General features: G+C 65.9%; 15 protein-coding genes and 1 pseudogene. 12 read left to right on the forward strand and 4 right to left on the reverse strand.

Annotation, left to right across the window (positions count from 1 at the left end):
- Window positions 1–147 precede the first annotated feature (147 nt).
- From ACFZ8E_RS22955 to ACFZ8E_RS23000, 10 genes and pseudogenes are all read left to right on the forward strand, one after another.
- Window positions 148–342 carry a type II toxin-antitoxin system ParD family antitoxin gene (locus ACFZ8E_RS22955; protein ID WP_405043881.1) on the forward strand — a complete coding sequence of 65 codons (195 nt, stop codon included), beginning with the start codon at window positions 148–150 and terminating at the stop codon, window positions 340–342.
- A 50-nt stretch (window positions 343–392) separates the two neighbouring features.
- Window positions 393–632 (forward strand): hypothetical protein, encoded by a 240-nt coding sequence (locus ACFZ8E_RS22960; RefSeq protein ID WP_405043882.1) that lies wholly within the window; start codon window positions 393–395, stop codon window positions 630–632.
- A 233-nt stretch (window positions 633–865) separates the two neighbouring features.
- A complete protein-coding gene (locus tag ACFZ8E_RS22965; protein ID WP_405043884.1) occupies window positions 866–2,287 on the forward strand; it encodes a TAXI family TRAP transporter solute-binding subunit in 1,422 nt (473 codons plus the stop codon).
- Between the two features lie 261 nt (window positions 2,288–2,548).
- A complete protein-coding gene (locus ACFZ8E_RS22970) occupies window positions 2,549–3,820 on the forward strand; it encodes an arsenic transporter (RefSeq protein ID WP_405044437.1) in 1,272 nt (423 codons plus the stop codon).
- Window positions 3,821–3,833: 13 nt separating this feature from the next.
- A complete protein-coding gene (locus ACFZ8E_RS22975; RefSeq protein WP_405043885.1) occupies window positions 3,834–4,763 on the forward strand; it encodes a DMT family transporter in 930 nt (309 codons plus the stop codon).
- A gap of 39 nt (window positions 4,764–4,802) precedes the next feature.
- Window positions 4,803–6,119, forward strand: a complete 1,317-nt coding sequence (locus ACFZ8E_RS22980; RefSeq protein WP_405043886.1) for a CHASE3 domain-containing protein — start codon at window positions 4,803–4,805, stop codon at window positions 6,117–6,119.
- Window positions 6,120–6,272: 153 nt separating this feature from the next.
- Window positions 6,273–6,794, forward strand: coding sequence for a hypothetical protein (locus ACFZ8E_RS22985; RefSeq protein ID WP_405043887.1), 522 nt, complete (start codon window positions 6,273–6,275; stop codon window positions 6,792–6,794).
- Between the two features lie 2 nt (window positions 6,795–6,796).
- Window positions 6,797–7,237: a DUF421 domain-containing protein gene (locus tag ACFZ8E_RS22990; RefSeq protein ID WP_405043888.1), complete on the forward strand. Its 441-nt coding sequence runs from the start codon at window positions 6,797–6,799 to the stop codon at window positions 7,235–7,237.
- Window positions 7,238–7,344: 107 nt separating this feature from the next.
- Window positions 7,345–7,548, forward strand: a complete 204-nt coding sequence (locus ACFZ8E_RS22995; protein WP_405043889.1) for a CsbD family protein — start codon at window positions 7,345–7,347, stop codon at window positions 7,546–7,548.
- Window positions 7,549–7,731: 183 nt separating this feature from the next.
- Window positions 7,732–8,154, forward strand: a pseudogene (locus ACFZ8E_RS23000) (hypothetical protein).
- Between the two features lie 387 nt (window positions 8,155–8,541).
- Here ACFZ8E_RS23000 and ACFZ8E_RS23005 read toward each other — a convergent pair.
- From ACFZ8E_RS23005 to ACFZ8E_RS23015, 3 genes are all read right to left on the reverse strand, one after another.
- On the reverse strand, window positions 8,542–8,757 hold the full coding sequence (locus ACFZ8E_RS23005) for an acyl-CoA thioesterase (protein ID WP_405043891.1): 216 nt from the start codon (window positions 8,755–8,757) through the stop codon (window positions 8,542–8,544).
- A 24-nt stretch (window positions 8,758–8,781) separates the two neighbouring features.
- On the reverse strand, window positions 8,782–9,456 hold the full coding sequence (locus ACFZ8E_RS23010) for an HAD family hydrolase (RefSeq protein WP_405044438.1): 675 nt from the start codon (window positions 9,454–9,456) through the stop codon (window positions 8,782–8,784).
- A 98-nt stretch (window positions 9,457–9,554) separates the two neighbouring features.
- A complete protein-coding gene (locus ACFZ8E_RS23015) occupies window positions 9,555–10,733 on the reverse strand; it encodes a zinc-dependent alcohol dehydrogenase (RefSeq protein WP_405043892.1) in 1,179 nt (392 codons plus the stop codon).
- A gap of 410 nt (window positions 10,734–11,143) precedes the next feature.
- On the opposite strand from ACFZ8E_RS23015, the gene ACFZ8E_RS23020 reads away from it, so the two are divergent.
- Together ACFZ8E_RS23020 and ACFZ8E_RS23025 are read left to right on the forward strand one after the other, a co-directional pair.
- Entirely contained in the window at window positions 11,144–11,491 is a 348-nt protein-coding gene (locus tag ACFZ8E_RS23020) for a hypothetical protein (protein WP_243983463.1), read from the forward strand.
- A 43-nt stretch (window positions 11,492–11,534) separates the two neighbouring features.
- Window positions 11,535–12,434, forward strand: coding sequence for an alpha/beta hydrolase family esterase (locus ACFZ8E_RS23025; protein WP_405043893.1), 900 nt, complete (start codon window positions 11,535–11,537; stop codon window positions 12,432–12,434).
- A 30-nt stretch (window positions 12,435–12,464) separates the two neighbouring features.
- Here ACFZ8E_RS23025 and ACFZ8E_RS23030 read toward each other — a convergent pair.
- Window positions 12,465–13,606 (reverse strand): IS3 family transposase gene (locus tag ACFZ8E_RS23030; protein WP_405042273.1). Its coding sequence is split into 2 segments (ribosomal slippage): window positions 12,465–13,339 and window positions 13,339–13,606, totalling 1,143 coding nucleotides; the frame shifts between segments, so codons are not numbered across the junction.
- Window positions 13,607–13,613 lie beyond the last annotated feature (7 nt).

Genomic DNA, 13,613 nt, shown 5'->3' on the forward strand with positions numbered 1-13,613 from the left:
TTCAGCTCGCGACTCATTCAGGGCGTCAGACTGACGTATCGGGTTTCAGGAGCCATGTGGGATACCCTCCCAGGAACATCGACAGGCCGGTCCGCATGCGGAGAAGCCATGCTGTAAGCAGGTGTCATAGTCTGGTAGTTGTCGGAGATGGCCGTACGAAAAACCATCACCGTCTCGGTGACACCTGAGCAACACGCGTTCCTGGGCGAGCGCGTGCATTCCGGGCAATACGGCAGCGTGAGCGAGGTCGTCCGGGCGGCCCTGAGAATGCTCGAACGGAGCGAACCGGACTTCCTGCTGAAGGAACAGGCTCGCCTTGCCATCGGGCATAAGCTCCGCTGACCGCATGTCACACGGACAAGAAGCCGACAACGCTGGGGACGTCGCTGCCCATGCATCTCGCCAAGCTGCGCACGAGCGCCTTGAGATCGCCCAAGCAACAAATCGAGCAAGCCAGGCCCGCCTATCCCTTGCCGTCGACATCGCAAGGCTCGGCATCTTCGAGTGGGACACCGTCACGGGCGCGGTCGAGATGGACGCGCGAAGCCGTCGGGTCGAAGAACGGCACCAGCCATGAGATCCACGTCGAACTCGACGGCAAGATCCGTAAAGCGAAGCCCCTGGCGGCCTGAGACGTTCGGCGAGGATCGAACCGACTTTACTCCCGTATGTATTCATCATGCAAGTTCGGTGATGGCATCATGCGGGATGAGACCGGGATTGATCATTGGCGCAACTTCCAGTCTCTAGGCCCTTCATTCATCACATTCTGTTGATGCATCCAAAATCGTCGCACCCAGGCGGAGCCCCCGCCATTCTTGGCCGTTGCTTGGCAGTTTCCGTCTCCTAAGGATCATCACGGGTGATGCCGAAGCTTCCACAATGGCTCTTCGGACGCAGCATCCTCGCCGTCGGTGCCATCGTAGTTATCCTCGGCGCCGGTGCCCTCGCGATCTACCTCGCCCAGGCGACGACCCTCGTTATCGCCGTGGCCCCGAGGGACGGCACCGAACCGGGCCTGATCAAGGCCTATGCCGACGCCTTGGATGCCGGAGGCGAAAACGTCCGGCTTAAGATACTCTCGTTCGACGACGTCCGGGAGAGCGCGGCCGCCCTCCAGGACGGGCGAGCCGACCTCGCGGTGGTCCGACCCGACGTCGACCTGCCCACCAACGGCCTGACCCTCGCGATCCTTCGCGACCAAGCCATGGTCATCGTCTCGACGGAGACGACGGGAATCGATGATTTTCCAAAACTCGCCGGAAAGAAGCTTGGCATCGCCGCACATAAGGACGCCGACTTCTGGTTGCTGAAGAACATCCTCGGCTACTACGGCTTGACCCTGGATACAGAGGCGGCAGGGACGAAGGTCCCTGCCAAGTCCGTCCTTCTCGTCCCGGTCGAGGCTGCGGACGTCGGCGCGGCGATCCAATCGAGGAAGGTGGACGCGTTCGTCAGCATCATCGCCCCATCGGCGCCAAAGGCGTTGGCGTTGGTCGAGGCGGTCAAGTCCGTCAGCAAGGGCGGCAAGGTCAACTTCGTCGGCGTGCCCGACGATGACGCGATCATCGAGCGCTTCCCGCGCCTCCAGGCCGTCACCATCCCCGGGGGGCTGTTCGGTGGGCAGCCCAAACTACCCGGCGACGACGTCAAGACGGTCGGCGCCTCCTACCGGCTGATGGCCCGGTCGTCCCTAAGCCGGGTCACCGCCGCCGACGTGACGCAACACCTGTTCGAGTTGCGCACCGCCGCCGCGAAGTCGAGCGACGCGGCCGAGTACGTGCTGGCGCCGTCCTACGACACGACGGTCGCGGCCACGAGCGCGCGTATACCGATCCATCCGGGCGCCATCGACTACTATGAGCGCGAGCAGCACAGCTTCATCGACCGCTACGGCGACACCCTGTACCTCCTCGCGGCCCTGGCCGGCGGCCTATTCTCCGCCGTCGCATGGCTCCGTCAAAGGCTGGCGGGTTTGCGTCGTGAACGCATCGACGAGGTCACCGACCGACTGCTGGAGATTATCGACGAGGCCCGGACCCTGCGTGACCCGGAGGCCATCGAGGCCTTGAACATCGAGATCGACCGGCTCGCGACGGACGTGGTCCGCTACGCCCGCGAACGCGAGCCGGAGATGCGCACCATGGCCGCCGTCGGGATTGCCATCGACACGGCGAAGGCAACGGTTGCCGATTGCCGGACCCTCGCGACCGGCGGTGGAAGCCCGGGAACTAAGCCGCCCTTGAAACCGCGGCTCCACCTCGCGGGCGGCGGCTCCGAGACATGAGCCAGTCTTGCAACGGTCATGGGGCTGCTCCGGCCATCGCCGGGATAGTCGGTTTACGCCGAGTCTGAATACGCAGGCCAGTTAAAACGCTTTCGGTCGTGGAACACGGACCCGCGGCTACACTTTTTGCGACGCAGCAATCGGTGGGCTGTTTGCCGGGCGAGCTACGCCATGGCGTTCGATGCATGCGTTCGGATGCTTCGAAACGGTCGCTCCGGTTGTCACGCCGGCCCCCATCCCATGAACAAGGACGAGCTGCCGATGGGCGCGCTGACGCTGACCCCGAACCTCATGACGTGGGGCATCGCTGCCCTCGCGACCCTGGGGGTGATCACCCGACCGTTCTCATGGCCGGAAGCAATCTGGGCCGTGATCGGGGCCTCCGCCCTGGTGGTGTTCGGCCTGATGCCGGCCGGGACCGCCTGGGAGGGCGTGCTCAAGGGTACGGACGTCTACCTGTTCCTGATCGGCATGATGCTGATGTCGGAGGTGGCCCGGAAGGAGGGCCTGTTCGACTGGCTCGCCGGCATTGCGGTCCGGGCCGCCAAGGGCTCGGCGACGCGCCTATTCACCCTGATCTACGTGGTCGGCACCGTCGTCACGGTCTTCCTGTCGAACGGTGCCTGCGCGGTGGTGCTGACCCCGGCGGTCTATGCCGCGACAAAGGCGGCCAAGGTCGAGAACCCGCTGCCCTACCTATTCATCTGCGCCTTCATCGCAAACGCGGCGAGCTTCGTGCTGCCGATCTCGAACCCGGCCAACCTCGTGGTTTTCGCCGAGCACATGCCGCCACTCACGCGGTGGTTGGCGATGTTCGCGCTGCCGTCGGTGCTGGCCATCGTCGCCACCTATGCGACCCTGCGCCTGACACAGAATTCCGTGCTGCGAACCCAGCAGGTCTCCACTGACGTCGAGGCGGTACACCTGTCCCGCACCGGCCTCGTCGCCGGTCTCGGCATCGTCGCGACCGGCGGCGTTCTCATCGGCGCCTCCGCCATGGGCCTCGACCTGGGCCTGCCGACCTTCGTGGCGGGTGGGCTCACCACCGCGGCGGTCCTGCTGATGAGGCGCGGCGGCCTCGTCGAGGTCGCCAAGGACGTGTCCTGGAGCGTGCTGCCGCTCGTGGCCGGCCTATTCGTGCTGGTTGAGGCGCTGGAGAAGACCGGCGTCCTGCGGATGATCGCCGACGCGCTGAAGCAGGCGGCGACAGCCTCGCCCACCGAGACCGCCTGGGGAGCCGGTACCCTCATCGCGGTGCTGTGCAACCTCGTCAACAACCTGCCCGCAGGGCTGATCGCGGGGGCGGCCGTACAGACCGCCCACGTGCCGGACAAGGTCGCCGGCGCCGTGCTGATCGGCGTCGACATCGGCCCGAACCTGTCGGTGACGGGCTCGCTCGCCACCATCCTGTGGCTCACGGCGATCCGCCGCGAGGGCCAGGACGTCGGCTTCTGGCGCTTCCTCAAGCTCGGGCTGCTTGTCATGCCGCCTGCCCTCCTGCTGGCGCTCGCCGGCCTCATCCTCGTGCCTTGAGAGGCTCCCTGCCGTGAACGCCGCCCTGCTCTATCCCTTCATCCTCATCGCCGGTGCCCTGCAGGCGCTCGGCAACTCAATGAACGCGCAGCTGCGCGGCCGGCTCGTGAACCCGTGGCTGGCCGCATCGGTCTCGTTCCTACCCATCGTCTTCGTGTTCGCGACCTTGTTCTTCATCATGCCGACGCCCCTCCCGTCATTGGAGACGCTCGGCAAGATGCCCTGGTACGCGCCCCTCGGCGGTATCGCGGGCGCGGTGGCGGTGTTCGGCGGCCTGGCCTTCATCGACAAGGTCGGGGCCGGCCCCTTCAACGGGCTGACGCTGACGGCCAACATCCTGGCCTCGCTCGCCATGGACTCCTTCGGCTTATTCGGGCTGCCGGGAAGCGGGTTCAAGCTGATGCCGTGGCTCGGCGGCCTGCTGATGGCCATCGGGGTCGTCTTCATCGCCCGCACCACCGCCGACAAGGGCGGAGAGAAGGACGAGGGCCACGGCCTCAACCCGAAGCTGCTCTATCCTTTCATCGTCGTCGCGGGCATCCTGCAGGCCGTCGGCGTGGTCTGGAACTCCCAGTTGCGTGGAGCCCTGGTGAACCCGTGGCTCGCGGCCACCGTCTCGTTCCTGCCCGTCGTCTTCGTGTTCGTGCTGGTCTTCCTGATCCGCCCGACGCCCCTGCCGACGAAGCAGGACGTGTCGGGCGTTCGCTGGTGGATGCCGCTGGCCGGCATAACCGGGGCGGTGGCGGTGTTCGGCGGCCTGCTCTTCGTCGACAAGGTCGGCGCCGGCGCCTTCAACGGCCTGCTCATCACTGCCAACCTTCTGACTTCGGTGGCGCTGGACCATTTCGGATGGGTCGGCATGAAGCAGGTGAAAGCCGGCCCGTCGCGGCTCGGCGGCGCCGCGCTAATGATCGCGGGCATCGTCCTGATCTCGCTGTTCTGAAGGTCGGCATGGCATCGGCAGCCAACCCGGAGGCGGCCGATGCACACGGCGAAGGGCGGACACACGTTGAAGGGTTTCTGGGACACCATGTTGCGTTTCACCATCGTGCGGTCGCGGACCGTCACGTGGATGAGTGCCGGCTTCGCCGCGCTCATCCTGATGACCGTCATCGCGGTCGCCGGTTTCCTGTACCAGCAGCACGGGAGCGACGCGGTCCGCCATACGGTGGAGGTCGACGCCCGGCTCTCCCGCGTCCTGTCCTCGCTCCAGGACGCCGAGACCGGTCAGCGCGGGTTCGTCATCAGCGACGACGAGGCCTTCCTCGCTCCGTACATCGACAGCCGCGCCGCCTTCGATCGCAACCTCGACCGGCTGCGTGACCTCGTCCTCGACAACCCCGAACAACTCGCCCAACTGAGCCGCTTGCGGGCCTTCGCCAAGCAGTTCGAGGTGGAACTCGACACGAGCGTCGCGCTGCGCCGTGCCGGTGATGCGGCCGGCAGTGCACGGCTCGTCACCGAGGGGCAGGGCAAGCGTACGATGGACGCCATCCGGGCCCTTGTCCAGGAGATGGAGCAGCACGAGGCGGGCCTGCTCGACGAGCGGCAGGCCGTGGTGTCGCGCATCGCGCTGGCCGTCTGGGCGGCGGTGGCAGCCGTGGTGACGCTGCTGGCCGTGCTCGCGACCACGGCGGTCCGGGAGGCGGGGCGCCGCGCGAGCCTCGCCCGCTTCCTGCCGGAGGAACTGTCGGACCAGCTCGCCGACGCGGACGACAGCCTGCGGGTCGGGCGCCGGCAGAACGCCGCCGTGGCCTTCGTCGACATGCGCGGCTCGACAACGCTCGCCGAAAACCTCGACCCGCACGAACTCTCCGTCTTCCTGACGTCGTTCCGGCGCCGCGTGATGCGCATCGCCCGGCTGAGGGGCGGCGTGGTCGACAAGTTCCTCGGCGACGGCGCCCTGGTCGTGTTCGGACTGCCCGAGCCGCGCCCGGACGACGCCGCCCGGGCGCTGGCCTTCGCCAAGGACCTCGTCGAGGTCATCGCCCGCTGGAACGTGAAGAGCGACGGCCAGCCCCCGATCCGGATCGGCGTCGGCATCCACTACGGCGACCTGTTCTGCGGCATCATCGGCGAGGATACGCGCCTTGAGTTCACCGTGCTCGGCGACACCGTGAACGTCGCGGCTCGCCTGGAGCAGGCGACCAAGGCGCACGGCGTCCCGATCCTGGTCTCCCAGGCCGCACGGGATGCGGCGGGCAAGGGGGTCGGCCGGTGGCGGGAGGTAAGCCGGACGCCGCTGCGCGGTCGGGCCGAGGCGATGGCCTACTTCACGCCGTTGGAATCCGACGAGTAACCGCGACCCGCGAGCGTGCAGCCACCGCTGATGACCGCCGTCGCCGGTCTCGACTGACCGGACGCCGAGCATTCGCGCCAGCAGCCGAGCGAGGCGCCTGGAACGCCAGACCTCATCACGGAAGGGGCCGCGGGCCCCACGAGGAGAACCGAATTGGAAGTCATCCACCCCGACCCGCCGATGCGCGAGGAGATCGCGCGCGGCTTCTATCCGACGTTCGAAGGCAAGTGGCGCAGGGCCGAGGTCATCGGTCGTTGGGCCATGGTCGCCTTCGTGGCCGCCAACGTCCTCGGGCTGTTCGGCCAGGGGCTGTTCAGCGAGCGCGAGGCCGCCAATGCCGATGCCTCGATCAAGCTTCGCTATGAGCCGGTCGTCCGGTTCGGTGCCCCGACCAAGGTTCAGTTCGACACCCGCGTCCCGCCGGGCGGGGACAAGGTCGCCGTGACCATGGCCAAGGGCCTGGCGGACCATTTCGGGCTGGAGAGCATCATCCCGCGCCCCTCTCGCTGGGAGGCCGGCGCCGACAGCATCCGGATGGAGTTCCCTGTCGTGAAGGGCCAGGAGCGCGTCACCATCCTGTTCGCGGGCTCGCCCGGCTTCCGCGGCGGCGTCGAACTCTGGGCACGGCTGGACGCGGGCGAGACCCTGTCCTGGTCGCAATACTCGGTCCCGTAGCCATGAGCACCGTCTTCAAGGCCGCGGCGGCCTACCTCGTCGTCCTCTTCGTCATTCGCCTCATCGGACGCCGGACTGCGAGCCAGCAGGCCCCCATCGACATGGTGGTGCTGTTCCTGTTCGGCGGCATGAGCGTCAGCGCGGTGCTCGGCGACGACAAGTCGTTCGTGGGCGCGATGAGCGCGGTCTTCACGGTCGGCCTGATGCACGTGGCCGTGTCGTGGCTGAAGTTGCGCTACGTCTGGTTCGAGCGAATCTGCGACGGCACGCCCATCGTGGTCTACCGCGACGGCGACTGGGACGAGACCCAGATGCGGCGCCTGCGAATGCAGCAGGCCGACGTGCGTACCGCTGCGCGCCAACAGGGCCTCGACGACATGGACCAGGTCGCCGTCGCCATCGTCGAGCGCGACGGCAAGGTCTCCGTGATCGAGAAGGCATGAGGTCGGCACGGCCGCCTCTCGGGACCGTTACCCGATGCCGGGAACGGGGCTCGGGCCGAGGCCGTTCCTGATCCCCGTGGCCGCCCTGGTCGCGAAGGAGAACCGCCATGAGCAGCACCACCGACAAGATCAAGGGTCTGGCCAACGAGGCCGTCGGCAACGTGAAGCAGGGCGTCGGCAACGTCACCGACAACGACAAGCTCAAGGCCGAGGGCAAGGCCCAGGAGCTCAAGGGCGAGGCCCAGAAGACGACCGGGGACGTCAAGGACGGCGCCAAGCACGTCGTCGACAAGGTCACCGGCAAGGCCTGATCAGGTCGCACAGGGCGGTCGAGCCGACCTGGCCCAAAATCCCAACGGCGGGCCACACCGTCGCCGGCGATCGCAAGTCCAGGGTAGCCCTGGCTTGCGACCACCGCGAGCCTTGCCGCGTCGGATGGTCGGACCGATATTCGATCCGCAGCCGAAAACGCCAGCGAACAAACTCGCGGGCACATGAACCAGTTGAACGCCTCGCAACCGACGCACGATGTCGATCTTTCGTCATGTGACCGCGAGCCCATCAACATCCTGGGCTCGGTGCAGCCGTTCGGCTTCTTGATCGAGGTCTCGGCCGACTGGATCGTCACCCGCGCCTCGGACAACGTCGCGACCTGACTGGGCCGCTCCGCCGAGGCGATGCTCGGCCTTCCGCTCGATGCCGTCCTCGATGGCGAGGCCATTCACATCCTGCGCGGGCACCTCCAGACCCTTCGCGGCCCGGACGCCGTCGACCGTGTTTTCGGACTGCGGCTCCTGCCGGGCGGCGAGCCGTTCGACGTTGCCCTTCACCTGTCGGGCAACACCATTGTCATGGAGGCCGAACCGTACGCCACCGGCCTTCGTATCGAAGTCCGGGGTCCCCTCGCGAAGCGGTAGTCGAAAAAATCCGATGCTTTGTGCCCCCGCCGAACGTCGGCGACAGGGGAGTTACAGACCTTGACCCTTCATTCAAAAGCGGACGGCCCGCCTACGACCCAACTCAGCCGTTCGAACCACCATCGGCGCTTCCCGGAAGCAGCCATGCGTCGAAGACCAGACACCTCGGCCCTGCACCCTGAGAACGGCGAACGCCTCCAGTTCCTGTTAGACCGGAGTTAGGTCCGATGCCGCGCCTTCCCCTCGTCGTCCAAGGCGACATAGGTGAACACCCCTTCGGTGACCTTCTGTGGATCACCTCAGGTCCTATCCCGGATCCAGACCTCGATCCGAACGCCCAACGATGTCTCACCGTCTTCCTGTAGGGTGCAGTAGCAACTCATCTCATCACCGAACCGAGATCGGCCTGAGAAAACGCATTGCGTCGATGCTGACCGTCGCCACGCGGCCCTTAGTTCGCTGGGCAGCAAAGGTTCCGCCGGCCAGATCCATCTGCGAAACCGTCCAGCCTCCGAAAATGGCGCCAGCAGCGTTCGTGTCGCGCGGCATGGCGATGGTGCGCAGGTGCGGCCCCTCGGACGGGGTTGAGCTCGTGGCTGCCATGGGAGGTGCTCCGTCCTCGTACGATCAGGTCTGCGACCCTGCGAGTGGCGAGGTCTCGTATCGGGCGAGCAGTTCAGCCGGATCCCGATAGGTGGCGATGCAGCCGGCCTGCATGAGTTCTTCGGCCGTCCACCCCCCCGTAAGCAGCCCAATCGTCCGAATGCCAGCCTTGGCAGCGGCTTCGGCATCGTAGGGCGTATCACCGACGACAACGGCATCCTGTGCCGCGACGCCGTCGAGGCGCTTCAGGGCCGCCTGGAAGATGTCCGGGTTCGGCTTGCTCTCCTCCGCGTCATCGGACGACGTCTCGATGCTAATGAGATCGTCGATCTCGGCGATCTTCTTGTAAGTCTTGAGCTCGTCGCCCTTGGCGGAGGAGGCGAGTGCGAGCTGCTTGCCGTCGGCCAGCAGGCGCTCGACGAGCGCCCGGACCTGCGGCAAGCCCTTGATGGTCGGGAGGTAGAGCTCCTTCAGGATCCCCGAGCGGTACTCCTCTAGGGCATCGCCCTTCTCGGCGATCTCCGCCTCCGACAGGAACACCGGCATCAGGAGGTCCCCGCCCTTGCCGATCTGCCTCCTGAGTTCTTCGAACGGGATGTCGTGACCGAAGTCCCTGAAAGCATCCTGCCAGGCACGGGCGTGCTGGGGGACCGAGTCGATGAGGGTGCCATCGACGTCGAAGATCACTGCGGTAGGCATGGATCGCTTTCTTGTCTGTCGTTGGCGGCGGCGACCCATCAGGAGCCGGCCGTGCCTCGTCCCTGGAAATGAACGTGCTCCAGCTCCGTGGTCGTCCTTCAGCCGTGAGGCTTGAACACCACCTTGGTGCAGGCATCCTTCTTGTCCCGGAACATGTCGTACAGCGCCGGGCCGTCCTCCAGGTTTGTGGAGCGATGGCTGATGATGAAGGACGGGTCGATGTCGCCATTCTGGATGCGCTCCATCAGGGGTTTCATGTAGCGGACCATGTGGGTCTGGCCGGTCTTCAGGGTCAGGCCCTTGTTCATCAGGATGCCGAGGGCGACGGGACCGACCGGGCCCGCGAAGACGCCCGGCATCGAGACGTTGCCGCCCGGACGGCAGGCCAGGATTGCCTGGTTCAGGGCGAAGGGCCGTTCTAGGCTGACGGTGTGCTCCATAATGGCGGACGACACCTTCTGCAGCGTGGTGTCTGCCCCATGGGACTCCATGCCGACCGCCTCAATGACCGAGTCCGGACCGAGCCCGTGGGTCATTTCCATCAGGGTGTCCTGGATGTTCTCCGTGGATAGATCGATGGTCTCGGCACCGGCTTCCCGTGCCAGGGCGAGGCGCTCCGGGACGCTGTCGATAGAGATGACGCGCTTGGCGCCCAGCATCAGGCAGCACTTCACCGCGAGCACGCCGACTGGGCCGCAGCCCCAGATCGCCACCGTGTCCTCCGGACCGATGTCGCAATGCTCGGCGGCCTGGTAGGCGGTCGGGAAGATGTCGCTCAGGAACAGCACCTGCTCGTCGGTCAGGCCCTCGGGTACGACGATGGGGCCGACGTCGGCGTAGGGCACCCGCAGGTACTCAGCCTGGCCGCCGGGGATGCCACCGGTGAGGTGCGAGAAGCCGAACAGTCCGGCGAGCGGATAGCCGAAAACCTTGGCCTGCATCGCTCCGTTCGGGTTGGTGCGCTCGCAGCAGCTCCAGTTGCCCCACTTACACTGGCGACACTCGCCGCAGCAGATCGTGAAGGGCACCACGATACGGTCGCCGACCTTCAGCTTGGCGTTGTCCCGACCGACCTCGATGACTTCACCCATGGTCTCGTGGCCGAGGACGTCGCCGCACTCCATCGTGGGCATGAAGCCGCCCATGAGGTGAAGGTCCGAGCCGCAGATTGCGCAGGCGGTCACCTTAATGATGACGTCACGACCGTGCTCGATCTTCGGATCCGGCACGGTCTCGCACGAGATTTTGCCTCGGCTCTGCCAAGTAAGTGCCTTCATTTGATCAATCCTGCTAAAAAATATTGCGCACGAAACCGCGGAAGCCCGTCCACCGCCGAGCGCTAAGCATGATGACAACTAAGCCCCGGGTCGCTTGATCCCCCGCACCCCAATAAGAATTTCTGCGTCTGGGAACGCCCGGTCGCCTTTCAGGACGGCGGCAGACCCATCACCCAAGGGCTGGTGGCAACCGTGTCCCGGCCGGACCATCACTGATCGACCGCATCGACAGGTTGCGATGATGGCGGTGACCGACACGGGTCTGCCCCGCGTTTCGTGTTGCAGCGCAACATTCGTCGCTGGCTCGTGTTGGATAGACGCTACCCTCGCATCGCTGCGTGAGGGACGGCATCCCAGTCATTCGCTCGCCGAGCGGGTCCGGAGGTGCTGCCATCCCCCGGAGAGACACCATGATGCGCTTCGCCGCCGCCGCCGTTCTCGCGACTCTTCCGCTTCCCGCCCTCGCATCATCCTGTGCCGAACAGATCGGCACCATCGAGCGTCGTCTCGACAGCGCTGGGGCGGTTCAGGTCGCGGGCTTGAAATCGGGGCACGAACTTCGAACAGGCTCGGCACGAGGTCTGACCGATATCCGCCGCGGCTCACCGAGCGATCCGGAAATGGTCTCAACCGCCGACCACATCGCCGCCGCGCGGACCCTCATTGTCCGTGCGTCCGCCGAGGACCGAGGCGGCGACAAGCGCGCATGCGAGAATACGATGACCGAGGCGAAAGGCATGATCGGCGCCCTGCCGTAGTTCGCGATCCGCGCCGGACAGAGCCATCCTCGAAAGCATCGCGATGACAGAGCGTTTCGGATCCGCGTCGAGCAATGCGTCGGAGCAGTCCATTGAACGGCCCGCCGCCCTGGCACGCCGATACGGCAACCTGTCCGGAAGCCGCGCTTACGACCTGTTCCTCCCGTCGGGAAAAGGTCATAGGCCTCGTCCGCTCGTCGTGATGCTTCATGGCTGCTCGCAGACGGCGCGCGACTTCGCTATCGGCACACGCATGAGTCGGCTGGCTGAGGAGCAAGGAGTCATCGTGGCCTATCCCGACCAGCCCCGATCGGCCAACATGGTCAAGAGCTGGAACTGGTTCAGGGACGGCGACCAGCACCGCGGGCGAGGCGAGCCGTCTATCCTGGCCGGATTGACCCGACAGATCATTAACGACTTCGACGTGGACCCAACCAGAGTCTACGTCGCTGGTCTGTCCTCAGGTGGGGCCGCGGCCGCGGTGATGGGCCAGGCCTACCCTGACCTCTACGCAGCCATCGGCATCCATTCCGGGTTGGCCTGCGGGTCCGCCAAGTCCATGGCGACGGCCCTCTCGACGATGCGGAGGGGCTCCTTGCAACAACCTATGCCGACGGGGCATCCGGTTCCGACCATCGTGTTCCATGGGGACCGCGACACAACCGTCGCATCGATCAATGGGGATCAGGCCATTGCGCAATCGCGACCGGGGACGGAACTAACTGGCACCACCACCGAGGGGCGTTCCGCAGCCGGGAGGTCGTTCACGCGGACCGTCCTGGCAGAGACCTACGGAGCTTGGTCATCGGAGCAATGGCTCCTGCACGGTGCCGGCCATGCCTGGGCTGGCGGCCACCCATCAGGGTCCCGCACCGATCCCAAGGGTCCCGATGCGAGCCGGGAGATGCTGCGCTTCTTCATGTCCCACGCGATGGTGACCTGACCGGTATTTTGGACCGAGCCAATTGAGAGGCTACTGCATGGTGGCGGCCATGGGTAGCCGGAAGGCCAGACCCGGGTAGCTGACGGGCGCGGGCGGCCGATAGCCCAGCGACGAATGCGGTCGAACGCGGTTGTAGGTGGTTTGCCAGAGACCGATCACGATCTGCGCCTCCTTCAGCGAGTAGAAGATCTCCTGGCGTAGGCACTCGTCGCGCAGCTTGCCGTTAAAGCTCTCGCAGTAGCCATTCTCCCACGGGGATCCTGGCGCGATGTACTGGATCTGTGAGCCAGCTTTGGCGACCCATTTGCGCAACGCCTTGGAGATCATCTCTGGGCCATTGTCGCAGCGAATGTGCTCCGGGATGCCGTGCAGGCACATCGCGTCGGCCAGCGCCTCGATCACGCCGACGCTGTTGATGCGCCGCGCCACCTTCAGCGCGAGGCAGGCACGGCTGTGCTCGTCAATCAGCGTTAGGATGCGCAGAGAGCGCCCATCGTGCGTCTGGGCTTGCACGAAGTCGAAGCTCCAGACGTGATTGCGATGAAGCGGTCGTAGCCGCACGCAGGAGCCGTCGTTCAGCCACAAGCGGCTGCGGGGTCTATGTCGGCTGGGGACCTTCAGCCCCTCGCGACGCCAGATGCGCTGAACCCGGTCTTTGCCTACCTGCCAGCCGGCTGCCTGTAGCAGCGCGGTGACTCGGCGGTAGCCGTAGCGTCCGTACTCGGACGCCAGGGCGATCATGGCCTGGGTCAGTGCATCCTCGTCGGCCAGCACGGTAGGCACGTAGCGTTGCGTGCCGCGGTGCTGACCGACGATCCGGCAGGCGTGACGTTCCGAGAGGCCGTACTTCTCGCGGATGCCGTTCACCGCCTGCCTGCGTCGCTCGGGGGCTACAAGTTTCCCGAGGCGACGTCCGCCAGCACCTGCTTCTCTAGAGAAAGGTCGGCGACGAGCCGGCGCAGACGAGCGTTCTCGCGCTCCAGATCCTTCATCTTCCTGGCTTGATCGACCTGAAGGCCGCCGTACTCCTTGCGCCAGCGGTAGTAACTCTGCTCGGAGATCTCCGCCTCCCTGCATGCAAGGGCCAAACTCTTGCCCTGGGCCGTCTGCACCTCAATCTGACGCAGCTTGAGCACGACCTGCTCCGCGTTCGTCTTCTGGCCTCGCCGCATGTCCAAC

It is taken from the genome of Methylobacterium sp. HMF5984 (assembly GCF_045033435.1).
Classification (GTDB): domain Bacteria; phylum Pseudomonadota; class Alphaproteobacteria; order Rhizobiales; family Beijerinckiaceae; genus Methylobacterium.